The 21,302-nt window shown below is 69.5% G+C and carries 24 protein-coding genes, 1 tRNA gene and 1 pseudogene; 12 read left to right on the forward strand and 14 right to left on the reverse strand.

Features of this window, described 5'->3' with window-relative positions:
- Positions 1–85: 85 nt before the first annotated feature.
- Positions 86–1,003: a phosphotransferase family protein gene (locus ACQP2Y_RS07220; RefSeq protein ID WP_433725717.1), complete on the reverse strand. Its 918-nt coding sequence runs from the start codon at positions 1,001–1,003 to the stop codon at positions 86–88.
- A 142-nt stretch (positions 1,004–1,145) separates the two neighbouring features.
- Between ACQP2Y_RS07220 and ACQP2Y_RS07225 the strand changes: the two genes are divergently transcribed.
- Positions 1,146–1,385, forward strand: coding sequence for a hypothetical protein (locus ACQP2Y_RS07225; RefSeq protein WP_433725719.1), 240 nt, complete (start codon positions 1,146–1,148; stop codon positions 1,383–1,385).
- A gap of 12 nt (positions 1,386–1,397) precedes the next feature.
- Here the strand turns inward: ACQP2Y_RS07225 and ACQP2Y_RS07230 are convergent, their stop codons facing one another.
- The gene (locus ACQP2Y_RS07230) at positions 1,398–1,859 is read right to left on the reverse strand and encodes a MarR family winged helix-turn-helix transcriptional regulator (protein ID WP_433725721.1); all 462 of its coding nucleotides are present in this window, start codon (positions 1,857–1,859) and stop codon (positions 1,398–1,400) included.
- A gap of 79 nt (positions 1,860–1,938) precedes the next feature.
- On the opposite strand from ACQP2Y_RS07230, the gene ACQP2Y_RS07235 reads away from it, so the two are divergent.
- Positions 1,939–3,159, forward strand: a complete 1,221-nt coding sequence (locus ACQP2Y_RS07235) for an FAD-dependent monooxygenase (RefSeq protein WP_433725723.1) — start codon at positions 1,939–1,941, stop codon at positions 3,157–3,159.
- Between the two features lie 229 nt (positions 3,160–3,388).
- Here the strand turns inward: ACQP2Y_RS07235 and ACQP2Y_RS07240 are convergent.
- The 4 genes and pseudogenes from ACQP2Y_RS07240 to ACQP2Y_RS07255 all read right to left on the reverse strand — a co-directional run.
- Positions 3,389–4,396, reverse strand: a pseudogene (locus ACQP2Y_RS07240) (glycosyltransferase 87 family protein); the annotation flags it as partial.
- Positions 4,393–5,532 carry a hypothetical protein gene (locus tag ACQP2Y_RS07245; protein ID WP_433725725.1) on the reverse strand — a complete coding sequence of 380 codons (1,140 nt, stop codon included), beginning with the start codon at positions 5,530–5,532 and terminating at the stop codon, positions 4,393–4,395. The gene ACQP2Y_RS07245 and the pseudogene ACQP2Y_RS07240, both read right to left, overlap by 4 nt.
- Positions 5,529–5,852: a PadR family transcriptional regulator gene (locus ACQP2Y_RS07250; RefSeq protein ID WP_433725727.1), complete on the reverse strand. Its 324-nt coding sequence runs from the start codon at positions 5,850–5,852 to the stop codon at positions 5,529–5,531. The genes ACQP2Y_RS07245 and ACQP2Y_RS07250 overlap by 4 nt, the downstream gene beginning before the upstream one ends.
- Positions 5,853–5,861: 9 nt before the next feature.
- Entirely contained in the window at positions 5,862–6,557 is a 696-nt protein-coding gene (locus ACQP2Y_RS07255) for an MOSC domain-containing protein (protein WP_433725729.1), read from the reverse strand.
- A 162-nt stretch (positions 6,558–6,719) separates the two neighbouring features.
- Between ACQP2Y_RS07255 and ACQP2Y_RS07260 the strand changes: the two genes are divergently transcribed.
- Complete coding sequence (locus ACQP2Y_RS07260) at positions 6,720–7,226, forward strand: hypothetical protein (RefSeq protein WP_433725731.1); 507 nt, start codon at positions 6,720–6,722, stop codon at positions 7,224–7,226.
- Between the two features lie 87 nt (positions 7,227–7,313).
- On the opposite strand, the gene ACQP2Y_RS07265 is transcribed toward ACQP2Y_RS07260, so the two are convergent.
- The 7 genes from ACQP2Y_RS07265 to ACQP2Y_RS07295 all read right to left on the reverse strand — a co-directional run bounded on the left by ACQP2Y_RS07265 (position 7,314) and on the right by ACQP2Y_RS07295 (position 13,530).
- Complete coding sequence (locus ACQP2Y_RS07265) at positions 7,314–8,831, reverse strand: LPXTG cell wall anchor domain-containing protein (RefSeq protein WP_433725733.1); 1,518 nt, start codon at positions 8,829–8,831, stop codon at positions 7,314–7,316.
- An 11-nt stretch (positions 8,832–8,842) separates the two neighbouring features.
- Positions 8,843–9,481 (reverse strand): dihydrofolate reductase family protein, encoded by a 639-nt coding sequence (locus ACQP2Y_RS07270; RefSeq protein WP_433725735.1) that lies wholly within the window; start codon positions 9,479–9,481, stop codon positions 8,843–8,845.
- A gap of 65 nt (positions 9,482–9,546) precedes the next feature.
- Entirely contained in the window at positions 9,547–10,377 is an 831-nt protein-coding gene (locus ACQP2Y_RS07275) for a DUF6597 domain-containing transcriptional factor (RefSeq protein ID WP_433725737.1), read from the reverse strand.
- 41 nt (positions 10,378–10,418) lie between these two features.
- Positions 10,419–10,868 carry a hypothetical protein gene (locus tag ACQP2Y_RS07280; RefSeq protein WP_433725739.1) on the reverse strand — a complete coding sequence of 150 codons (450 nt, stop codon included), beginning with the start codon at positions 10,866–10,868 and terminating at the stop codon, positions 10,419–10,421.
- Between the two features lie 173 nt (positions 10,869–11,041).
- A tRNA-Arg gene (locus tag ACQP2Y_RS07285) sits at positions 11,042–11,117 on the reverse strand.
- 69 nt (positions 11,118–11,186) lie between these two features.
- A complete protein-coding gene (locus ACQP2Y_RS07290; protein ID WP_433725741.1) occupies positions 11,187–12,197 on the reverse strand; it encodes an alpha/beta hydrolase in 1,011 nt (336 codons plus the stop codon).
- Between the two features lie 223 nt (positions 12,198–12,420).
- Complete coding sequence (locus ACQP2Y_RS07295) at positions 12,421–13,530, reverse strand: tyrosine-type recombinase/integrase (protein WP_433725743.1); 1,110 nt, start codon at positions 13,528–13,530, stop codon at positions 12,421–12,423.
- Positions 13,531–13,967: 437 nt separating this feature from the next.
- Here ACQP2Y_RS07295 and ACQP2Y_RS07300 point away from each other — a divergent pair, with 437 nt between their 5' ends.
- The 4 genes from ACQP2Y_RS07300 to ACQP2Y_RS07315 all read left to right on the forward strand — a co-directional run bounded on the left by ACQP2Y_RS07300 (position 13,968) and on the right by ACQP2Y_RS07315 (position 16,163).
- Positions 13,968–14,162 (forward strand): helix-turn-helix transcriptional regulator, encoded by a 195-nt coding sequence (locus tag ACQP2Y_RS07300; RefSeq protein ID WP_433725745.1) that lies wholly within the window; start codon positions 13,968–13,970, stop codon positions 14,160–14,162.
- Positions 14,163–14,170: 8 nt separating this feature from the next.
- Positions 14,171–14,398 carry a helix-turn-helix transcriptional regulator gene (locus ACQP2Y_RS07305; protein WP_433725747.1) on the forward strand — a complete coding sequence of 76 codons (228 nt, stop codon included), beginning with the start codon at positions 14,171–14,173 and terminating at the stop codon, positions 14,396–14,398.
- 131 nt (positions 14,399–14,529) lie between these two features.
- Positions 14,530–14,892 (forward strand): hypothetical protein, encoded by a 363-nt coding sequence (locus ACQP2Y_RS07310; protein WP_433725749.1) that lies wholly within the window; start codon positions 14,530–14,532, stop codon positions 14,890–14,892.
- Positions 14,893–14,897: 5 nt separating this feature from the next.
- Complete coding sequence (locus tag ACQP2Y_RS07315; RefSeq protein ID WP_433731801.1) at positions 14,898–16,163, forward strand: AAA family ATPase; 1,266 nt, start codon at positions 14,898–14,900, stop codon at positions 16,161–16,163.
- A gap of 245 nt (positions 16,164–16,408) precedes the next feature.
- On the opposite strand, the gene ACQP2Y_RS07320 is transcribed toward ACQP2Y_RS07315, so the two are convergent.
- Positions 16,409–16,597 (reverse strand): hypothetical protein, encoded by a 189-nt coding sequence (locus tag ACQP2Y_RS07320; RefSeq protein ID WP_433725751.1) that lies wholly within the window; start codon positions 16,595–16,597, stop codon positions 16,409–16,411.
- Between the two features lie 563 nt (positions 16,598–17,160).
- On the opposite strand from ACQP2Y_RS07320, the gene ACQP2Y_RS07325 reads away from it, so the two are divergent.
- The 5 genes from ACQP2Y_RS07325 to ACQP2Y_RS07345 all read left to right on the forward strand — a co-directional run bounded on the left by ACQP2Y_RS07325 (position 17,161) and on the right by ACQP2Y_RS07345 (position 20,944).
- Positions 17,161–17,358: a hypothetical protein gene (locus ACQP2Y_RS07325; protein ID WP_433725753.1), complete on the forward strand. Its 198-nt coding sequence runs from the start codon at positions 17,161–17,163 to the stop codon at positions 17,356–17,358.
- A gap of 102 nt (positions 17,359–17,460) precedes the next feature.
- Entirely contained in the window at positions 17,461–17,694 is a 234-nt protein-coding gene (locus ACQP2Y_RS07330) for a hypothetical protein (protein ID WP_433725754.1), read from the forward strand.
- Positions 17,695–18,076: 382 nt separating this feature from the next.
- Positions 18,077–18,343: a hypothetical protein gene (locus tag ACQP2Y_RS07335; protein ID WP_433725756.1), complete on the forward strand. Its 267-nt coding sequence runs from the start codon at positions 18,077–18,079 to the stop codon at positions 18,341–18,343.
- A gap of 163 nt (positions 18,344–18,506) precedes the next feature.
- On the forward strand, positions 18,507–19,793 hold the full coding sequence (locus ACQP2Y_RS07340; RefSeq protein ID WP_433725758.1) for a phage major capsid protein: 1,287 nt from the start codon (positions 18,507–18,509) through the stop codon (positions 19,791–19,793).
- A 296-nt stretch (positions 19,794–20,089) separates the two neighbouring features.
- Positions 20,090–20,944: a single-stranded DNA-binding protein gene (locus tag ACQP2Y_RS07345; RefSeq protein WP_433731803.1), complete on the forward strand. Its 855-nt coding sequence runs from the start codon at positions 20,090–20,092 to the stop codon at positions 20,942–20,944.
- Positions 20,945–21,302: the final 358 nt, after the last annotated feature.

Below are 21,302 nucleotides of genomic sequence, written 5' to 3' on the forward strand. Positions count from 1 at the left end.
CAGCCTAATGCCCCGGATTGCCCGCCCCGCGAAGGTGTGCCGCAGCTCCCATCTGGCGGTCACCCGCGCGAGCACGCCGTGCGGGTCAGCCGGGAACGCGCTGTCGCAGCCAGGGCAGCATGGCCTCGGCGTGGGCGCGCTGGAACTCCCGGACGTGCGGGATGCCCGGTGAGGGATGCCGGGAGCGGTCCAGGAAGTCGCCGGTGAAGCCCGCGATGACGGCGGCCGCCGTCCGCGGGTCGATGCCGGTCAGCAGCCGGTCGCCCGGGCCGCCGTGCACCAGCACGTTCATCGCCAGCAGGACGGTGTCCAGCCAGGCCGGTCCGATGCACCCGTACGGCCAGTCCACCACGACGATCGAGCCGTCCGGGCGTACCAGAAGATTGTCGGCCCGCACGTCGCAGTGCGCGAGGGTGGCACCGGTCGCGACCGCGGCCAGGCCGCGGTCCGCGGCGGCCCGCAGGTCGTCGAGGTGCGCGGCCACCCAGGGGTCCAGATCGGGCAGCGGGTCGGCGGCGATCCGGGCCCAGCCCCCGAAGCACTGGGCCAGGTGCTCCGCCGCGGTCGGCACGCCGGTCACCGGCGACGGCGTGAGAGCGTCGGCCAGCTCCCGCAGCGTCCGCACGGCCGCGTGGATCTCGTCCTCGACCCACGGGGTACGCGGATGCCGGCCCTCCACGTCCTCGTGGATCAGCACCACCCACTCGCCGTCGTCGAGAGCCGCGAGCAGCCGCGGCACCGGCGCCTCCACGGGCATCCGGGCGGTGACGTATGCCTCGGCGCGGGCCAGCTCGATCGAGCGGGTGCTCAGCGCGGGGCTGACGGCCTTGACGAACGCCCGCCGGCCGTCCGCGGTGAGCACCCGGTCCGCCGTCCCCGGTGAGAACCCGCCGGACTGCGAGGCCGCGTGCACCACCGGCCCGCCGATGACGGCCTCGACCTTCTCCCTGATCCGTTCGGGCAGATCCGCCCAGCCGATCCGCACCCCGTACCTCTGGATCATCTGATCGACCTCCTTTCCGGCGGATGGTCGCAGTCCGGGAACGGGCACCGGCGTACTCGATCGCACAACTGCCCCCGCACCTCGGCGGAAATGTCACACCGTCCCGGAACGATGTCCGTCAGGCCCGGCGAGGGGACAGGACATGAGCGCACCGACCGCCGCCGCTGCCAGCGCGGCGCGGATGACCGAGGACGAAGCCCTGCGGTGGCAGGCCAGGCTGCGCGAGCGATCGGCGCTGGCTCTGCGCCGGCGGGCCGACCGGGCAGCAGCTCGCCGGTCGGCCGCCCGGCGGCGGGCGCACGGGCTGGTCGACCGGCAGGCCGCTCGCCTGGCCCGCGGCCGGCCGGACGCCTTCGAGCCGGATCCGCACTGCACCCAGTGACCGGCCGGCCGGTCAGGGCATGGGCTCGCCGGCCACGGCGGTCATGAAGTCGGCGATCACCGCGAGTTCCCGGTCGTCGTAGCGGCCCAGCAGCGCGACCATGTGCTCGGCCTGCCCGGTGTAGTGCGGATGCACGCGGGCGGCGATCTGCTCCTCGTCCAGCGACACGATCACCTTGCGCCGGTCGTGCGGGTCGCGGTCGCGGCGGACGAAGCCCGCGCCCTCCAGCCGGTCCAGCACCCCGGTGACCGTGCCGGTCCGCAGCCCGGTCAGCTCGGCCAGCCGGCCCGGGGTCAGCGGGCCGTGCACCTCCAGCAACGTCATGAACTGGGCGTCACTGGGTCCGAGTTTGAGCTGCTCCGACACCTGGTGGCTGTAGAGCACCGCCGCGGCGATCATCCGGCGGGTCGACTCGACGATGCTCTCCTCCCGCGTCGTCCGGGACGGGGCCGGGCCGGATTCACTCGTGGACACAAGTATCTCGCATTCGCTAGTATCTCGGCCAGACGAGATAATTGGCGGTTCGAGGGATTTTCTCACGGGGAGGACGGGCATGACGAAGGCACGAACGGCAATGGTGATCGGAGGCGGCATCGCGGGGCCGGTCACGGCGATCGCGCTGCGGCGGGCCGGCATCACCGCGACCGTGTACGAGGCGTACGACCGGCAGGCCGACGGCATCGGCGGCGAGCTGATGCTCGCGCCCAACGGCATGGCGGCGCTGGCCGCCGCGGGCATCGCCGACGAGGTGGCGGCGGCCGGGGTGCCGACCCCGCGGATGGTCATGGAGACCGGTCGCGGCAAGCGGCTCGGCCAGTTCGAGGATCTGCCCGGCCTGCCCACCAGCCACACGTTCACCCGGGCCCGGCTCTACCGGGCGCTGACGGACGCGACCGCCGCAGCCGGTGTCCCGGTCGAGTACGGCAAACGGCTCACCACCTATGTGGACCACGGCGACCGGGTGACCGCGACCTTCGCCGACGGCAGCACCGCCGAGGCCGACGTGCTGATCGGCGCGGACGGCATCCGCTCGACGGTGCGCGGCTTGCTCGACCCGGCAGCGCCGCAACCGCGCTACTCCGGCCTGGTCGGGCTCGGTGGCTGGAGCCGGGGCCACGGCCTGCCGAGCACGGGAGGAGCGATGCACCTGGCCTTCGGGCGCAAGGCGTTCTTCGGCTACCGGATCGGCGACGACGGCGAGGCCGGCTGGTTCGCCAACGTGCCGTCGGCCCGGATGCTGACCGCCGCGCAGGCCAACGAGACCCCGGCGGCCGAGTGGCTGCGGCAGCTGCGCGAGTTGTTCACCGCCGACACCCTGCCGGCGCTGCGTCTGCTCGACCGGGTCGACCCCGGCGAGTTGGTCATCGTCGGCGGACTGCAGGACATGCCGCCCGTACCGGTGTGGCACCGCGGCCGGGTGGCCCTGGTCGGCGACGCGGCGCACGCGATGACCCCCAGCTCGGGGCAGGGCGCGTCGCTGTCCATCGAGAGTTCCGTGGAGCTGGCCCGGGCCCTGCGTGACCTGCCCGTCGAGCAGGCCTTCACCAGCTACGAAGGGTTGCGCCGGGCCCGGGTGGAGCGGGTGGCCGCCCGGACGGCCCGGGTGAACAACGACAAGGCGCCCGGCCCGGTCGGCCGGATCCTGCGGGACCTGCTGTTCCCGCTGGCCATGCGCTCGTTCTACGACCAGGAGAAGATGTTCGGCTGGCTGCACAGGTACACCGTCGACTGGGCCACGCCGGCCGGGACAGCGGCAGCAGCGCCGCGATCGTGATCGCCAGCAGCAGCCGCGAGTTGCTCCACAGTGGCGGGCCCAGGGCCGGGACCGGCAGCAGCATCACCACGAGCACCAGGGCCGGCCAGGCGCGCCGGGCCCAGGCCGGGCCGCGTACGGGTAGCAGTGCGGCCAGGACCAGCCAGATCTGGTGATGGGTCCAGGAGACCGGGGAGAGCACCACGCTCGCCGCGCCGGTCAGCACCAGCGCGGAGAACCAGTCACCGTCACGGGCCCGGCCGGTGGCCCGGTGCAACGCCAGCGCGGCGATCACCCCACCAGCCACCAGCACGACGGCCGAGCGCATCGGCGCGGACAAGTCGACGCGCAGCAGAGCGCCGTTCAGCGACTGGTTGCCGACCGAGGTGATGTAGCCAAGGCGGCTGACGTGCGAGATCTCGGTGGTCCAGAACCGCCACGAGTCGCCGGGCAGCGCGACCGCGGCCAGCGCCCCGCACGCCGCGAAGGTCGCCGACGCCAGCACGGCCGCGCGGCGGCGACCGGCGAACCAGAGCAGCGGGATGAAGATCAGCGGGGTGAGCTTGACCGCGGCGGCCAGCCCGACGAGCAGGCCCTGCCACCGGCTGTGCCGCAGGGCCAGCAGGTCGACCGTGATCAGGGCGGCGAGGAAGAGGCTGACCTGGCCGTACTTCAGGTCGGAGGAGACCGGCGCCGACAACACCAGGACCAGGGCGTACGCGGGGGCCCGCCGGCCCAGCAGCAGCGCCAGGCCGGCGACGGTGACGATCGTGGCGAGGGTCCAGGCCAGCTGCAACGGCAGGGTGGGGAGGCCGGCGAGGGGCAGGAAGACCAGGCCGGCGAACGGGGGATAGGTGAAGGGGGCGTTGCCGGCGCTGATGAAGTCGTACAGGCTCGCGCCGTGGGTCAGGCCCTGCACCGCGCCGGTGTAGACGCCCAGGTCGGAGAGGCGGACGTCGGCCGGGCGGGCGAGCACGGCCCAGGCGGTGATCAGCGCCGCCAGCGCGGCGGGCAGCCAGAGCAGGGCGGGGCGCGCGCTGCGTCGTTCGGCGGTGGCCGGTGGGAGCGGGCCGGTGAGACGGTACGCGCGGCGGCCGGCCGACCAGTGCGCCTCGATCAGGCCGGCGCGCTGGAGGCGTACGAGTAAGGGGTAGAGCGACCCACTCGCAACGCCCGCCTCCCGCACCAGGTCGAGACCGTGCCGGGCTCGTCCGGGCTCGGCCGCCAAGCGGGCGAGGACCGCGGCCCGCGCGCTCATGACGCCCGGCGTGCCGGGGCGCCGAGGTGGGCCACCAGCAAACCGATCAGCAGCGCGACGGCCAGCCGGCCCGCGGGGTGGGCGAGGAAGCCGAAGCCGAACACCGCCGAGTTGTCGACCAGCCGGTGCAGGGTCAGCTCGGCCGCGCCGCCGGACCGCCGCAGCACCTCGCCGATCGCCAGGCCGCCCAGCCCGGCCACCACGCCGAGCGCTACCTTGCCGGCGGCGTCCGGGGACCGCATCGCCTCCGGAATCCGAGGCGAACCGCGGCGCAGCAGGGCGGCGACGACCGCGACCGAGCACAGGGTGAGCGGGCCGATCATCGCCGAGGCGTTGCCGAGCAGGACGTCGGAGGCATGGAACGCCGGTCCGGCCTGCTGGAGGTGGCCGAACGTGGCCGTGCCGTCCGCGAAGTAGGCCCCGAAGTCGGCGATCCCGCCGGGCAGCAGGGCGAGCGGGAACCAGGACGGCGCCGAGGCGGCGTTCACCCCGAGGACCGCGGCGGCGTGCAGGGAACCGGCGGCTGCGGCGACGTCAAGCGCGAGCACGGCACCGGCGACTGCCGCCACTGCGGCGAGGGTGGTGCGGCCTGTGGCTCGCAAGCTGGTGCTCACCCGTACGGTCGCAGCGGTCAGGATCGTCCACGCCAGCACCGCCGGGCCGATGTCGATCCAGCCCATGAACGGCATGACCGCCACCTGGTTGCCGGCCAGGAGGAAGGCGTAACCGGCCGCACCCAGCAGCACCACCCGGCCCACGGTCGTGCGGCCGCCGACCGCCACCATCACAGCCGCAGCGGCGATCAGTGCCACGGCCCCGGCGAGCGCGCCGAAACGCCCCTGCGCCAGATGAGCGGCGTTGACCAGCGCCGCTGCCAGCAGGGTCAGCGCGGCCGGCACCGACAGCGTGCGGGCCCAACCGGCCCCGCGCTGCGCCCAGGTCACCGGCTCCTCGTCGGCCTCCTCGACGGCGGGGGAGACGGCCAGGCTGCCCGCGAAGGTCAAGGCGCGCCAGGAAGATAACGACGCGTCCAGCTCGGCGTGCCAGTCCCGGGCCAGGTCATCGCGCAGGTCCGCCGGCCAGCGCCGCGCTGCGGAGTCGACCAGGCGCCGCGCCAGGCGGTCGGCCGCGCTCATGCCGGCTGCGCCTTGGTGCCCGGGACGGCCACCTGGGCCATCTGCTGCTGCATGACCGCGACTTCACGCCGGGCCTCGACGGCGCCGTCCGCGGTGAGCCGGTAATAGCGCCGGGCGGGCCGGCCCTCGGCGGCCGGATCGCTCTGCTCCCAGCGCGACTCGACCCAGCCGGCCCGCTCGAGGCGGACCAGCACCGGGTAGAGGGTGCCGCTGGGCAGTCCGGTGGCCTGCATGAGCTGCAGGCCGTAACGCTCGGCGGCGGGATCGGCGAGCAGCGCCGCCACCACCTTGAGCACCGGCATGGTCATCCGCGGAGGCATGTAGGCACTCTACATAGGGTCGGCAACCGTGTCATCCAGCAGCTCGATCCGGCCTGTGCGCTCGACGGTCGCCCAGACGCCGAAGGTCAGGTCGTGGTGCTCCGCGACGGTCCGCAGCAGCCGGCCGTGCTCCGGCACGTCCTCCTGCGCCAGGTCGATCATCACGCACCGGGTGAGGCGCCGCCGCGGCCGTAACACGACCCGGTCGCCGATCCGCAGGTCCCGCCCCAGCCACTCCTCCTCCAGGAAGCCGGTGCCGGGCACGTCGATCAGCAGGTTCGCCCGGAAGCGCAGCGGGTCGACCTCTTCCCCGGTCAGCTCCCGCAGCCGGCGCAGGGCGGCGGTGCTGATTACGCTCACCGGCCCCTCGTCGTGGTGGACGACCTCAGCCTCGCGGGTGATCGTGACCGGCCGGCCCAGCACGTCGCTGACCGCCCGGTGCCCGGCCGGGTCGTCAGCGGCGAAACGGCGCCCGTCGGCCAACTCCACCAGCGGTACGGGATCAGCGAAGTGCCCGCGCAACCGGAACAGGCCGTCCATCCGCCGGAAACGCCGGGTGTTCTTGCCGCTGCCCAGTTTGCCGTCGGTGTCGCGGACGGCCCAGAGCCGGTCACCGGCCAGCCCGCGCTGCTCGACGTCGACGGCCGAGGGCCGTTCACCCAGCAGGGACTTGATCGGGTAGCGGCGGATCTCCACGACCTTCATCGGCTGACTCTTTCGTGTTCCCGGTGAGATTGCAGCCGGTCGGATCGACCTGGTGGCCGATCATCCGAGATCCGGGCGCGGACGCTGTCCCCGGCGGGCGTGGGCATCCACAGTGTTCGGGCGGTTGCCTTCCGCTCACCAGTCCGTCGCTCAGGAGTTCTCATGGCGTACCCGCCTCGGTCGCCGTACGACCCGCAGGTCCCTGTTGTGCCGGCGGGCCCGCCGGCCGCTTTCACCGGGTACGGGCCGCAGCCGCAGCCGCCTCGTCGCAGCCTGCTGCCGTGGCTGGCGCTGGCCGTCGCTCTCCTGGTCGTGGCCGGCACGGGCGGGTGGTTCCTCTACGACCGCGTCATCCGGACGGATTCCGGGGTGGCGGCCTGCGAGGCTCTGCGGGACGGCGACAAGGCGGTCGACGGGGACGACGGCGACAAGACGATGACCGAGGCTGAATACCGCGAACTGCGCGGGGTCTTCGAGGACTCGCGCTACGAGGACATCCGCGATCACGGTACGAAGCTGATCGACCTGGTCTGGCAGTTGTCGAAGCTGGGCGACGAACCGGGATTGGGAGCGCTGGCCTTCATGGGTCCGCTCACCGAACACGTGACCGGTCTTCAGTCGGCCTGCGCTGATCAGGGGGTCATCGTCGATCTGAAGCTGGGCGAGTAGCGGGTTGCTCAGGCCTTTTCACCGGGCCTGGGTTTGGCGCCGGTGGGCCGTTCGGGCCTGGAACCGGGTGCGATACTGGTGGGCCACTCAGGCTTGGAATCGGGTTCGGTGTCGGCGGGTGAGCAGCACGCCGCCGGTGCCCGCCAGGAGCAGCAGGAGAGCCGCGCCCGCGACCGCGGCGATCGGCGTGCCGGTCACCGGCAGTCCACCGCCCCCACCGCCTCCGGCGCCGTTGATCGTGATCAGTGCCTTGTCGTTCGCCTTGTCCAGCTCGCACGTCCCGCAGGCGGCGGTGACCTGCACCGGTCCGCTCGCGCCCGTGATCACCCGGTTGATGCGCAGACCGAAGCGGAACTTCTCGCTCGCCCCGACCTCCAGGTGATTGCTGGTGCGACACCCGTACTGGGCGGCGCCGGGCTTGGCCGGCACATTCCAGGCGGGAACGCCGTCGACGACCTGGCGGCAGCGGGCCGGCACGGTCACGACCTCGGTGCCCTCGGGCACCGACACAAGCATCCGCGCGGCGGTGGTCGACTGGTCCAGGTCGAGGACGGCCGGTCCGTCGTTGCGCACCCCGACCGCTGCCGTGACCACGTCACCGGCGTCCCCGTCGACCTCGGCGCCCAGGGCAACCAGGTCGACACCGTTGCGGCCGGTCACCGCGATCCGCACCCGCGAGGTGCTGTCCCGGTAATCCACATCAGCCTGCCGCTTCGCCGCCGCGGAGACGAACGGCTCGAGCCGCAGCACCGGCCCGTCCCCGGCGGTGCCGGCGGGCTTGCCCAGCGCCTTCTCCTCAGCCAGATAACCGTCATGTTGCGCGGTCGTACGCCAGGTGAAATTGGCGGACAGGTTGACCGGCGCGATCGTGTTGCTGCGCAGCCGGTACGGCAGGGCGAGCCGATAGGCGGTCCCCGGCTGCAGCTGCTGGTCGAAGCTGCACGACACCAGCCGGTCGGCGTCGTACCGGCAGTTGCGGTAGCGCGTCCCGGCCTGCATGGCCCACGCGGAGCGGTCGACGCTCATCCCGATGCCATCGGCGACGTTCGCACCGGCATTACGCACGCTCAACGGCACCTCGAACGGCTCACCCGGCTGCGCCGACAGCGTCGGGCTGGGGACGGCGACAAGGCTGACGCCCTCGGCGACGGTGACGTCGGCGACGCCCGTGACCACCTCGTCGTGGTAACCCCGGAAGGTGGCGGTGATCGTGCCCTCGGTCCCGACCGGCACCGACGCGGCGGCCTTGAGCACGGCCCAGTGGCTGCGCTCGCCGGCCGGGGTGAAGTCGAAGAACTCGTCCTCGAAGCTGCAGCTCAGGGTGGCGACCCCGCCGGTGCAGTTGGGCGTGTCGTAGTCGATGTCCACGGTGACGCCGGCGTCGACCAGGCTCTGCGAGATGCGGTAGCTGACGCTGTTCGCCTGCACGCTCTGGGCCGGTGCGGAGTAGGTCCGAAGCCAGATTCTGGTCGCGCCGCCGGGTGCCACGACGGTGTCGGAGATCTCGACCCGTAGGTCTGCTGGGGCCTGCGCCTGCGCGGGCGCGGTACTGAGCAGGGCGGCCATCACGCTGGCGAGCGCCATGATCGGGAACTTCGACTTCATGGCGAGGGACCTTAGGCGAGATCGGGCTCCGCCCGCGACCCCGCTCTGACCTTGAACCTCAGGTGCAGGACCCGCTCACCCTGGATGACCACGTGAGGGTCCTCCAGCAGGTGCTGGGCGTTGATGCCGCCGAAGAAGCGTTTGCCGGATCCGAACACCACCGGCACCACGTCCATGGCCACCTCGTCGACGAGACCGGCCGCCAGGATGTGCCCGGCTGCGTCTCCGGCGCTCACCGCGACGTTCCGGTCCCCGGCGAGCTGCTTGGCCTTGTCGACGGCGGCCGTCACGTCGTCGAAGAAGTGGTAGGACGCTTCGGGGTGCCAGCCGGCGGGCTTGGGGCGGTGCGACAACACGACCACGTGATCGCCGGCGGGTGGGCGGCCTTCCCAGCCGTTCACCAGGTCGAACAGGTGGCGGCCCATGATGATCGTGCCGATTCCCGCCCAGGTTGATCGTACGTATTCGGCTGAGGCTCGCGAGACCCGGAAGCCGCTGCCGGTGCCGGAGTGATCGAACTCCTGGTCGTCGCTCGGGGTGATCGGCGTGTCCCCGTTGAAGTACCAGTCGTGCAGCGGTCCGACATCGTCGTTCAGGTCGGCGATGAAGCCGTCCACCGACACCACGTTGTGCATGGTCACTGTGCCCATGGGTCCTCCTCGGGTGCTTTGCCTCCCGATGGTGTCGCGTCCGGGGCGAAGGGGGCTTGTAAAAATCAAATGGCCGGCATCGGGCCGCTGTCCGGCGGGAAGCCCGGCTCGGCGGGGAACCGGCGCCGCAGGGCCAGGTATTCGGTGGGGGTGTGGCCGGTGAAGTCCTTGAACTCCTTGCTGAAGTGGGCCTGGTCGAAATAGCCGGCGGTGTGGGCGAAGTGCGACCAGTTGACCGGGTGTCGTGCGTCCACGGAGACGATCAGGCGGGCGAAGCGGTAGATCCGGGCCATTCGCTTCGGGGTGACTCCGCTGTGGGAGCGGAACTGGGTGGCGAGGTGGCTGCCGCTGACGCCGGCGGCATCCGCGAGGGCGCCGACCGGGACCACGCCGTGGGAGAGCTCCAGGCGACCGCCGGTGTGCTGGACCAGGTCGAGGCCGCGCGACGGTGTTTCGGCGAGGCGCGATCGCAGCTCTTTCTCCAGCACGTGTAGTGCTGCGGAGGCAGACGATTCGGTACGGAGCCGGTCCAGGGATCGCTGCCAGAGAGTGTCGATCGGGATCCAGTGGTTGCGCAGTTCGGATGCCGGTAGGTCGACGAAGGGGGAGATGCCCCAGGGTTTGAAATGGACGCCGACGAGTCGTACTCGGGTGGGGTAGTCGATGAGGAAGCGCCTGGTCCAGACGCCCATGAACCAGCCATCGGTCAGCACTGCTGGTGGCATGGATGGGTCGGAGTCCGAGAGGCGGATGGGGTCGCCGAGGTTGAGGAAGAGGTGGGCTGAGGGCATAGGTGGGACGTTCATGCGGGGGTGGCGTGGGGTGCCGGCCAGGCAGTAGATGTCGTCGATGAAGCTGTCGAGCGGAGGGGCGGGCACCCGGCCGAAATACTCCATGGTCACAGTGTGGACGGCGCGTCGGCCGCGCCGCCGGTTCGCTACTCCGCGGTTGGAGCAGCGGTGCCGTAGATGTGGCGGCGTACCAGGTCGTCGTGTTCCAGCACGTGGTCGACGAGCTGCCAGAACTCGGCGAGCCGTGGGTGACCCAATCCCTCATCGCGACTGAGCTTCTGGCCTTGGATGGGGCTGTCCGGCGCGGCTGCCCCGCCGTCGACGAGCGTCGCGGCGGGTAGAGGCGAGTTCGCGACGGGTCCGACGCGGCACCCGAAGGTGATGTGATCCTCGAACTGGTTGTGCCCCCAGCTTCCCAGGATGGCGTCGATCCAGGCTTCGTGAACGCCGTCGTGGTGATAGCAGGTGGCGAAGTAGACCGCCACCGCCGTTCCATCCTGGTAGAGGTTGGCCCAGGTGCGCTCGGCGTTGGTGTTACAGCACTGGCAGACAAACTGACGTATCTGACGGCTGCTCTCGTCGATCATGAGATTCACGGCCGGAACACTACCGGCGGCAGACGATCGCGGGGGCCGGCATCCCGTCGCGCAAACTCCGCGCGCCCTGGTTGCCTCTGGTTTGCGGCGGACGGCTAGGCATCCCGGTCCCGGGCGCCCGAGCGGGCACGGAGCCCGCAAGGGGCACGCACGATTGATGACAAGCTGTGAGCTGGCGCGCCCGGCAGGATTCGAACCTGCGACCGACGGATTAGAAGTCCGTTGCTCTATCCGCTGAGCTACGAGCGCCTGGCCGGCCCACGGAGTGTGCTGGCCAGCACATACTAGAGTTTCGCCGCCGCTCGGTCGAGCGGGATGTCAAGCCGTCGTGGCGTCCGCTTTGTCCTCCGGCGCCGGGGGTACGGAGATCTCCGGCGTGCCCTTCGGTGGGACGAACGCGTCGACCCATCTGCCCAGTTCCTGGAAGAGCTCTGTGCGTACGTCCTTGCCGGACAGCGTCAGGTCGTGCATGCCGCCGTCGAACCGCGCGATCGTCACGCGCGGCCCGAGCCGCGGCGCCCAGCGCACGATGTGCTCCACGTCCAGGACCGAGTCGCTCAGCCGTACGTCTTCGCTCCAGCTCTTGCCGCGGAAGGTCCGCGTCGAGCAGGCGACCATGACCGGGGCGTCGATGGCCAGCCCGGCGCGCAGGCGGGCCTGGCCGCGGCGGATCGCTTCGAGCCATCCGGTACGGACGGGGAAGCCGTTCACTGGTTTCCAGGCGAGGTCGTACGTCCACTCGCCACGGTGATCGCTGTGCAGGCTCTGCCCGTACAGGCCGAGCGTGCTCATGGGCAGCACCCTGTACGGATTCCGGCTGCTTGTGCGGCCGACCATGTTCATCAGTGGCCTGCGCAGCAGCCACGGCACGTTGAAGTCGAAGAACGGGCTGTTGAGGAACAGGCCGTCGACGATGCCCTGGTCGTGGCGGGAGTGCGACCACAGTGACGTGATCAGGCCGCCGGTGGAATGGCCGGCGACAAGCAGCTGGTCGTGGCCGTCGTCCTCGCGGATGATCCGGGCCGCCTCGTCCAGTTCCGGGTAGTACTCGGTGAGGCTGCGCGCGAAGTTCGGCGTCTGGTGCGGCAGCAGGCTGCGGCCGTACTTGCGCAGGTCCAGCGCGTAGAAGTCCCAGCCGCGTTCGACGAAGAAGTCCGCCAGATGGGTCTGGAAGAAGTAGTCGACGAAGCCGTGCACGTACAGCACCGCGCGCCGTGACGGGGTGTCCCCGCGCCGGCGGACCAGGGTCGCGACGACGGCGCCCTCGTCGTCGGTGCCCAGGTCGATGGTGATTCGCTCGTACGGCACGCCCAGGACGTCGGTCTCCACGCCGCCAGGTTACCCACGCGTAGGGACCTTCGCGCCATACCAGATCAGCGGGATCTTCCGCGGTTTTCCACATTCCCCCGTCATCCACAGGCCGGCGCGGCTCCTGAAGCGGACATCGGGGCGTTCGGCGCACGCTGCTTCCCAGATCGCCCGCCGCACTTCCCCCTCGATAAGGAGACGCAGTGTTCGACACCAACATCCGCATAGGGCGCGTTTTGGCTGGTCACACGGCGTTGCTTGATCCAGAAGTCCGCACCTGGTCCGCAGGAGCGCGCCACGCGGAGTCGAGCGCCTTACGGGTCCGCTCTTCTGAGTCCGGCATCAGGTGCCCGTAGACCTTGAGCACCAGGCTGGCGTTCTTGTGGCCTAGCCGCTCCGCAACTGCCACCACAGACTCGCCAGCGTGCAGCAGCACGCTGGCGTAGTGGTGACGGAGATCATGGCTCGTGGTGCCCTTCGGCATACCGGCCTTGCCTGCTGCGGCGATGAACACCTTGCCGTAGTGGCTCGTGGTCCATAGACGCTTACCGCTGTTGTAGAACAGGCTTCCGTCCTCCAGCGGCGGGAACTCGGCGATGTGCGCGGCGAGGGCGTCAGCGACAAACGCAGGGAGCGGCAGTGACCGCTTCGACAGCGGCGTCTTCGGATCCTCGCGCTCCCGCTCGTTCGGCGGGATCTGCGTCTCGACCCGCGCCGCGCGCCGGAGAAAGTCGACGTCGTGCACACGCAGCGCCAGCAACTCGCCGACCCGCAGCCCCAGCCCGGCCTGAACGATCACCATGGCCCGGCAGTAGTTCGGCATATGCGCAGCCAGGGTCCGCACCTGGTCGACCGTCAGCGGCACAATCCGGGCGTGATCCGACTTCGGCATTGATGTCTTCGCGAAGGGGTTCCTGTTGCTGGGGATCTTCAGGTCGAGGACCGCAGCGGTGAAGATCGAGCGGACCAGGTAGACCGTGTATGCGCATGTTGACGGGGCGAGCACCTTGGCGCGGCCAGTGGCCCATGCCTGCGCCTCGCTGGGCGAGACCTTCTTGATCGGGCGTGCGCCCAGCTTCGTGTCCGCGACGTGATTTTTGATCGCCGAAGCGACGCGGCGGGCGGTGCGGGCGTTGTGCGGGCGGGAGGCGGCCCATTCACGGGCGTAAGCAGCCACCGTGATGTCCCCGGCGCGCGGGTCGACGTACTGCCCGGTGACCGTGGCGGCCGTGACCTCGTTCAGCCACCGTTGGCCGTCGGCCTTCCGCTCGAAGTGGCGCGAGTGCTCCTTGCCTGCCTCGTCGCGATATCGCGCCCGCCACTTGCCGTCAGACCGCTTCTTAATGCTCGCCATTCATGTACTCCCGTATGCGAATTTGCGCCCGCTGTTAGGCCCCGTGTGCCGTTTGGTAAACGTCGAGCACGTTCGGGCCTTATGTGTCTATGGATGCCGTTGGCTAGGCCCGGGTGGAGCGTGCCTTTAGTCAACCGTGCGCATTGTTTCCTTGCATCGACAGCGTAACCGGCTGGGCGGGGTGCCGACATCACCCGGTCGTATTGCATCGGGACCTTCGAAGCGATGGATATTAATTGCGTCTAGTGGCGCGTCAGTGCGGTGTATTGCTGAGAGTTGCGAATGATGGCGCGCTATTAGCGTGTGAACGTTAATCGCTTTTCTGATCTATTGCTTCGGCGGTTGCATTCTGTCCTCAACCATGTTGAAGTAATCCCACCGAGAAAGCGCTGCCAGCGACTCCCGGCATCTTTGCATCCTCAGAAAGGAGCGGCTGGGTGAATGATCGGCTGCTGACCCCCGTCGAGGTTGCCGAAGTCCTCGGAATTCCGAAGAGCACCTTGTACGCATGGCGCAATCGAAACGTCGGGCCACGCGCCGTCCGTGTGGGCCGCCATCTGCGGTGGCGCCGCCTCGACGTCGATATGTGGATCGAGACCCGGGCCGACCCGCCCGGCCCATCAATGAAGTAGCCGCAAGAATGCGCGCCACGAAAGGAAGAGCGTTGGACGCTGTTGTCGATCAGCTGTTGACCACTGCCCAGGCGGCTGCACTCCTGAATACGCCGCCGGGCACCTTGCGGTGGTGGCGTCATCAGGGGACGGGCCCGAAAGCGTTTCGGTTGGGCGCCCGGAAAGTGATGTACCGCCGGTCTGACCTCGATGCCTGGCTGGACGGCCAGTATGCCGCTGCATCTGACCCGGCCTGAGGTGGGGAGGTCGCTCGGGAGTGCGCGGATGGCGAGGTTACGTGACCAGTGAAACCGGGAGCCGACCGCTCATGAGATCGGCCCCCGCTACCGGAACGCGCGACCCTTTTCCCCAAAAGGAATCTAGCGCAATGGCGGTGTCGGTGCGTCATTCCACCTCCGCCACTTCTGCGGTTGGCGATAGAGAGGCATGGCGTCGCTCGCAATTCGCGCACCGTCTCCGCTCTCATCGCCGCATTTCCCGCGACCTCGACCGTGTCTGCGGCGTCGCCCTGGCCGCCCCCGCCGACGTCGCCCACCTGAAGGTCCGTGAGCTGCGCGAGATTCTTCGGCGTCTCGAAGCGGAGGAACGCGCCGCCGACAGCGCCGACTACTGGGCCGAAGTCGGGTTCACTCTCGGCGTCGCAGAGCGCATCGCTGCCGGGCGGGAGCTGGCAGCTTCGGTGATCCCGCCGTCTCAGCGTCGGTCGCAGGATGTGCGGGGTACGGCGTGACGACAATGACCCTGTGCAATTCCTGTCGCGCGCAGCTAGACCCGGACGGCTCGTGCTTCATCTGCAAAACCCTGCCGCCGGGGCTCTGCCACCGGTGCCAGTTCGACACGTGCCACTGCCCGGTCCCCGCCCTGCCCGTCACGCAGGGCAAGGCCGTACCCGCCCGGCCGACGCGTGCGGAGCCTGCGCAATCAGTTGCACCTGTGTTGAGGTTCGCGACGGTTACCGAAGTGCGAGCACGGGTCGCCGCAGCCGGGCCGCGTAAGTGGCTTCTGCGGGGACTGTGGCCCGCCGGGGACTACGGAGTCCACGCGGGTGAGATGAAGGCGCAGAAGACCTGGAACACCGTCGCCGTCGCTGTTGCAGTCGCGTCCGGCACTCCGTGGCTTAGTGCGATCGACGTCGACCTGTCGGGGCCGGTAGTGATGTTTTGCGGCGAGGGTGGCGAGGCTGACATCCTGCGCCGAATCGACGCGGTGGCAGCTTCGGTCGGTGTGAACGCCGACGATCTACCGATCACAATCTGTGCCCGCGCCCCGCACCTACGCAGCGTCGTGCACCTCGGTGAGATGGCCGATCAGCTGGATAAGGTGCGGCCCGTTCTGACCACCCTCGACCCGCTGTACCTGTCCGCAGGAGGCGCAAGCGGATCGGATCTGTACGCCATGGGTGAGCTACTGGAACGGCCGCAGCATTTGTGTCAGGCGGCCGGTTCGGGGTTGTGGGTCGCCACGCACCTCAACCGCAAGGAAGGTCGCGGTGCCGGGCGTATCACGGGGGCTGGACCGGCCGAATGGGGACGGGTACTGGCCACCGCTGCGGTGAAGAGCCGCAAGTTGAACCGCGCGACGACCGAGACGACAGTGATCACTGAACTTGACTTCATCGGCGGCAGCATCCCCGGTGGCACCCTGCGCGTAACTCGGCGGATTCGCGCAGACCATCCCGACGACCTGGACTCGCCGCTGCATCACCAGGTCAATGCGGAACTCGTCGACGCCGACGAGCCGAGCACCGGGGGATCTGCGGCGATGCCCCCGGCCCGCGCGAAGCTGCTCGACTCGTTGAGGCATTTCGGCGGCGCCCCCGCAACCACACGCACGCTCGTTGATTGGATGGTCAAGAAGCATGGTCATGGGTTGGCGCGCGAGACCTGTTCAAGAGAGCTGAATGCGCTGTGCGATGCCGGTTTTGCCGACCGGCTCGACATGGGCAGTGGGCGCGCATCTGAGTGGGTGGCGACAGAAGCCGGAATGGGCGCCAACCCGTGAGATCACAGCCCGTCACACCCGCACCCAGCGGCCCAGGAGGTGTGACCACCGGACTCTCCGGCTCGCCCGTGTCGGTCGCATGGTCACACCCCCGGCGATTTCCCAGGTCAACCCGTGACCGTCACACCCCTGTCACACCAGGGCACAGGGGGTGTGACTGTGTGACCGCCCCTATAAGGGGGCGGTCACACATCACACCCTTCCCTGGCCGTGCCGCTGAATGGTCCCGCCAGGACCAGCCCGCGTCAGCGAGTCGGCCGGTAGGGCTCGACCACGACCCGCAGGTAGTGCTCCCGGCCTTCCGCGTCGGTGAACTTCACCCACTGCCCAGACCCCCACGGGCTGGTCTCCAACTCCCCGAGAACCTCGAAGGAGGGGTCATCATCCAGGCTCGCCACGAGCCGGGTCAGCAGGTCGACTTGCGGTTCAGCCATGCCGACAGTCTCTCCCGGCCGGACCCCAACATGCGGCCCGTTCCCGGCAGCTCTGGGTCCTGCCCGCAGCACGGACCCGGCCGAACCGAGCACCTTCGTCCGCCACGACGGAGACGACGACGTGTTCCACCAGGGCGCCGAACCCGGCGGCACCCTGATCATCGTTCCCGGCATCTGGACCGCCATGCCGCCGCCGCTGCTCGCCGCCATGCGCGCCCGGCGGACTTGCACCACCGCCGGGCCGCTGCCACGCCTGCGGACAGTGCTTCAACCCGTCTACCGCCACGCTCGCCCATGAGCCGTGGTGCGCCGTCGCCAGCGAAAACCTGTGGCCGCTCTGGCGGGCATGGACCCACCGTGTCGGCCGCTACGCCCGGGGCCGCCGCATGCAAGAGATCCCCAGGATGCCGGGTGCCCCGCCCTGACAGCGAACACCCGGCAGGGCATCCCACCGCATCGCGAAAGTCGCCCGGGTGCACCGACCCACCCAGCGACCCGCGCACGGCTCACAGAGGTTCACAGACGCCCGGCATGCCACCGGCGCACGAGGAGAGGAACCACCGATGACCGACCCGACCACCAACACCGACGACACGACACCCGACGACGACACGCAGGCACCCACCACCGGCCCCGTCGTCACCGTGCCCACCGCGCTCTACGCCCCGCCCGGACTCGACGCCGACACCGTGACCGCGCCCGTCGAGATCGCCTCTCAATGGGATAGCCGGGCATGGCGTCGCGGGGTTCCGAACTGGTGACCCTGCGGGAGTACCGGGGCTGCCGAGACCGCATCGACCAGGGCGACGGGGTCCACCCGGCCGCCACCCATCGAACTGCCCGAGCGAAGGAGTGTGACCGCGATGCGCTCACCCAACACCATGACCACCGACCTGGTACTCACCGCCCTCCGCGAGGCGGACAAGCCCCTCACCGTCGCGGAGGTCCGTCAGCAAGTGAAGGCCGCTACGAACATTTCCCTGGACCGGACCACGACCTACTCGGCACTCAAGCGTTGCATGGTCCACTCGCAGGCCGCTTGCGACCTGGGGGACGACAACGTGACGCGGTGGTACGCAATCCCCGAGCCTTCCTGACGCGGGACCGTAACCGACGGAAGATACTTCAATGGACGTGAATAAGTGCAGGTCAGAGCGCATTTTTTGGGAGTCCTACAAGGGTAAACACAGTGGACGGCCGACGGTCTTGAAGGGACCACCGCGGAAGCGATCGAGATCGATGCGCGTGCCCGTTGCGGCCGTGATGTGTATCTATTTACTCGGTGACATATGTCGATGGAAGGGGGGAGGGGGTGTCCGTCGATGTCTCGACCCCCCTGTCGGCCGGAGCGTCCTTCGGGCCGAGATGCCGCGATACCGAAATAGACGATTTCCATAGCCATTCATCAATGCGTGACGGGATCATTTCATGGAATTGCCCCTCTGCACATTTCCGCCCACTAAGAAATGAGATTGTTCCATGTTCTACATTCACATTGATCAAGGCGAGGCTACGGCGATGATCGCCGCTGCTGCCGCTCACCTGCCGATCGGCGCTTCACTCGGCCGCATCATGGCCGTCACGAGCGCGGGAATCTTGACGGAAGCGGCGATGTACGGTGTCGATGCGGAAATGAACCGGACGTGGCGAATGGTGGACACGGCGGGCGGCCGATGCGAGTTCACCGCATGGCGCGACGGAGCCGAAGTCGCCCGGTATCTCATGGCGCCGCAGCCCGCCGAATAGAGAGAAGCCAGCACACATCAGCGCCTATTTCCCGGGCGGTTCGATGCGACTACAGTGGGCATAAGACATTGATCCTCGCGCGGTCATCGCCTTTCCGAGGATCATCAAAGACGATATCGAAAGCCGTACCCGACACCGGCTCCCGAAAATAGGAGCAGTCTCGATGGCGGGCAATTGCAGCAAGACCACGGCTACGTCGGAAACGCGCACTCCGCGCACTGCGGAAGAGCTCCGTGCGGCCATTCTCCAGACCAGCGAAGAGATCAAAGAGATTCTCGATGCTGCGGAGGAAGCCGGACGCGAACTCACCGACGCGGAACAGCAGCGGCTGGACGAGCTGGTCTTGCGTACGGAGGGCCTGAACGCTCGGCTTGAGCGGGCGAAGCGCCGAACCGACACAGTGCCTGCCACCGCTTCGACTTTCTCTACCGATCACTCCGACATTTCCCGTCTGTTCGGCGGCGGTGGCGGCTCTTACACGCCTTCGGGCAAGGTCTCGCGCGGGGCGCGCTGGGGTGCTGCCGTTGTCCGCGCCTGCTCGGAGGGAGACGGTGGGCGGCGCTGGAAGGGCATCACGCCGAGCGGGTCAGTCCTTGTGAGCGTCCCTGAGCCCACTCCGGTAGCGATGGGTCGGCCGGTTGCTCAGCTGCGGAGCCTCATCCCTACCCAGGGGACCGAGGGCGTCGTGGCGTTCCTTCGGCAGATCCAGCGCACGAACGCCGCTGCGCCGGTTGCCCCGGGCGCGTTGAAGCCGACCTCTCAGTACGCCTTCGAGCGGATCCAGGACCGGGCTCGCACTATCGCGCATCTTTCGACTCCGTTGCACCGGGCCGACCTGGCGGACATGGAGCTGTTGTCCGAGCTGGTCTCCGACGAGATGCACCACGGTCTGGAAATGGCGCTGGAAGCCCAGATCCTGAACGGCAGCGGCGTCGGTGAGGAACTGTTCGGGCTTGCCTCCACTGCCGGTGTTCAGACGGTGGCCCGCATTGGCAGCGTGGACGATCTCGGGCTCCTGCGGACCCTGCGCCGTGCGGTGACGCGTCTGGAGGACCTCGGGCTCACTGGTACCGGGTGGGTGATGTCGCCGTCTGCGTGGGAGAGCGTGGAGACGGCGGTAATCGACGACGGCTCCTTCATGCTGACCAATGCCGGGCAGTCGGTCCCGGTCGACCGTGCCGCGAAGCGGCTGTACGGCATCCCGGTGGTGTCGACCCCGTCTTGTCCCCCGGGGGTGGCTTGGCTGGCGGACTTCGAGGGGTCGACCCGGCTGTGGGTCCGTGAGGAAGCGCGGATCGACTGGTCGGAGCAGCTCTATGACCCGAACCTGCTGGGCGCCGGGCAGGGCGCGACTCTGTTCGAAACCAATCAATGCCGTTTCCGCTGCGAGGGTCGCTTTTACTTCGGCGTCACTCGCCCGCAGGGCGTTGTCCGCATCGCCCTGGCGTAGCCCGGGGCCGTTATGACCCTCGCTCCCGGATGCTGGTCACTCGTCCTTTCGGGCTCCGGGAGCGAGTAGGGCCTCGTCGGGGGGCCTGCTGTGACTGCACGGCGTCTGGCTCAGCTCCCGCCGCTGAGCCGGGCGCCGTGCGGACTGACGTCCGATGTGGTCAGTCCGCAGAAAGTCCGCAAGAACCTCTGGCCATGCCAACTTCGCCAGCTCTCCCCGATGCGCTGACGAACGAAGTTTTTGCAGCTCAGAGCAGGTTTTGCGAAATGTTCGGCTCTAGCCAACGCCCCACCCGAATGTTCGACACCAACATCGTGGTGGTCGGGAACGTCCTGACCGCGCCGGAATGGCGCCGCACCGCCAGCACGAACACCCTGGTCGCCAACTTCCGGGTGGCGTCGACCGCCCGCCGGATGGACCGCGAGACCGGCCGCTGGGTCGACGGCAACCAGTTCCGGGTACGCGTCAACTGCTGGCGCCGGCTCGCCGAGGGAGTGGCGGCCTCCGTCACGGTCGGCGACCCGGTCGTGGTGGCGGGACGCCTCTACACCCGCGACTGGACCGACTCGGAAGGCAACCTGCGCACGACGTACGAGATGGAGGCCGTGTCGGTCGGTCATGACCTGTCCCGCGGCCGGGGCCGGTTCTTCCGCAACAAGCCCACGTCCGCGACGAGCGCGACCGAGACGGCGGAGAGCGACGGCCAGGTCCGCGGCGAGACGGCGGTCCCGGTCGGGGAGGACGAGGCGCCCACGGTGTACGGCGACGGCGTGCTGGACGGCGACGAGCCGACGTTCGAGGACGTCCCGGGCACCACGCCGGGCGGCTTCGACCCGCTGGCAGCCCTGCGCGGCGGCAGCATCGAGCCGTTCGACACGGAGATGGTCGTGCCGGCCGCCATCCCGGCTCCGGATCCCGACGACTCGGAGCCCGCTCCCGAGCCGGGTTCGGAGGGTGGCCCGGACTCCGAGCCGGCGCCTGGTCCCGTTCCGGGTCCTGGGCCGGGCTCCCGGTCCAGCTCCGGGTCCCGGTCGAGCCGTTCCGCGGACCGTGGATCGGGCGGTGCGGGGTCTGACGAGCCCGAGGGCGAGAGCTCGGCCCGTCGCACGAGCCGAGGCCGGAGCCCCAGGCGCCAGCCCGTCCCCGCGTGATTGCCGGGCGCTTTCACTTGGCGTGACCGCTTCGGCGTGACCGTCGGGCGCTCCGCCTGGCGTGACCGCTGGGCGTGACCGCCTTTTGAGCTGCCGTCGTTGCGAGCCGACTTCCCCCGTGGGTTCGCGACGGCGGCACCGGACCGGCCCCTCCCTTCCGCCCACCCGGCCGACAGCCTTGTGTTCCGGCGCCGACCTCCGCGGCCGCCACCGCAAGGCAGTTCGGGCGGTGCGCACCGGGCTTCGGTGCGGGTGGTCGAGGGCCGGCCGGCCGATGGGGTCCCGCCGGGGGTGCAAGCGGGTCCCATCGGCTCGGCGGATGGGTGTCGGTGGTCGGCACCCATCCGCCGAACCCCCT

Source organism: Actinoplanes sp. CA-051413 (assembly GCF_050955795.1).
In the GTDB taxonomy this organism is placed as follows: Bacteria; Actinomycetota; Actinomycetes; order Mycobacteriales; family Micromonosporaceae; genus Actinoplanes.

What these genes read in the sequence shown, in the direction of transcription:
- ACQP2Y_RS07220 (WP_433725717.1), bottom strand. Translation starts at nt 1,003, where the DNA reads ATGATCCAGAGGTACGGGGTGCGGATCGGCTGGGCGGATCTGCCCGAA.
- ACQP2Y_RS07225 (WP_433725719.1), top strand. Translation starts at nt 1,146, where the DNA reads ATGAGCGCACCGACCGCCGCCGCTGCCAGCGCGGCGCGGATGACCGAG.
- ACQP2Y_RS07235 (WP_433725723.1), top strand. Translation starts at nt 1,939, where the DNA reads ATGACGAAGGCACGAACGGCAATGGTGATCGGAGGCGGCATCGCGGGG.
- ACQP2Y_RS07245 (WP_433725725.1), bottom strand. Translation starts at nt 5,532, where the DNA reads ATGAGCGCGGCCGACCGCCTGGCGCGGCGCCTGGTCGACTCCGCAGCG.
- ACQP2Y_RS07250 (WP_433725727.1), bottom strand. Translation starts at nt 5,852, where the DNA reads ATGCCTCCGCGGATGACCATGCCGGTGCTCAAGGTGGTGGCGGCGCTG.
- ACQP2Y_RS07255 (WP_433725729.1), bottom strand. Translation starts at nt 6,557, where the DNA reads ATGAAGGTCGTGGAGATCCGCCGCTACCCGATCAAGTCCCTGCTGGGT.
- ACQP2Y_RS07260 (WP_433725731.1), top strand. Translation starts at nt 6,720, where the DNA reads ATGGCGTACCCGCCTCGGTCGCCGTACGACCCGCAGGTCCCTGTTGTG.
- ACQP2Y_RS07265 (WP_433725733.1), bottom strand. Translation starts at nt 8,831, where the DNA reads ATGAAGTCGAAGTTCCCGATCATGGCGCTCGCCAGCGTGATGGCCGCC.
- ACQP2Y_RS07270 (WP_433725735.1), bottom strand. Translation starts at nt 9,481, where the DNA reads ATGGGCACAGTGACCATGCACAACGTGGTGTCGGTGGACGGCTTCATC.
- ACQP2Y_RS07275 (WP_433725737.1), bottom strand. Translation starts at nt 10,377, where the DNA reads ATGGAGTATTTCGGCCGGGTGCCCGCCCCTCCGCTCGACAGCTTCATC.
- ACQP2Y_RS07295 (WP_433725743.1), bottom strand. Translation starts at nt 13,530, where the DNA reads ATGGCGAGCATTAAGAAGCGGTCTGACGGCAAGTGGCGGGCGCGATAT.
- ACQP2Y_RS07305 (WP_433725747.1), top strand. Translation starts at nt 14,171, where the DNA reads ATGCGCGCCACGAAAGGAAGAGCGTTGGACGCTGTTGTCGATCAGCTG.
- ACQP2Y_RS07310 (WP_433725749.1), top strand. Translation starts at nt 14,530, where the DNA reads ATGGCGGTGTCGGTGCGTCATTCCACCTCCGCCACTTCTGCGGTTGGC.
- ACQP2Y_RS07315 (WP_433731801.1), top strand. Translation starts at nt 14,898, where the DNA reads ATGACCCTGTGCAATTCCTGTCGCGCGCAGCTAGACCCGGACGGCTCG.
- ACQP2Y_RS07320 (WP_433725751.1), bottom strand. Translation starts at nt 16,597, where the DNA reads ATGGCTGAACCGCAAGTCGACCTGCTGACCCGGCTCGTGGCGAGCCTG.
- ACQP2Y_RS07325 (WP_433725753.1), top strand. Translation starts at nt 17,161, where the DNA reads ATGACCGACCCGACCACCAACACCGACGACACGACACCCGACGACGAC.
- ACQP2Y_RS07330 (WP_433725754.1), top strand. Translation starts at nt 17,461, where the DNA reads ATGCGCTCACCCAACACCATGACCACCGACCTGGTACTCACCGCCCTC.
- ACQP2Y_RS07335 (WP_433725756.1), top strand. Translation starts at nt 18,077, where the DNA reads ATGTTCTACATTCACATTGATCAAGGCGAGGCTACGGCGATGATCGCC.
- ACQP2Y_RS07340 (WP_433725758.1), top strand. Translation starts at nt 18,507, where the DNA reads ATGGCGGGCAATTGCAGCAAGACCACGGCTACGTCGGAAACGCGCACT.
- ACQP2Y_RS07345 (WP_433731803.1), top strand. Translation starts at nt 20,090, where the DNA reads ATGTTCGACACCAACATCGTGGTGGTCGGGAACGTCCTGACCGCGCCG.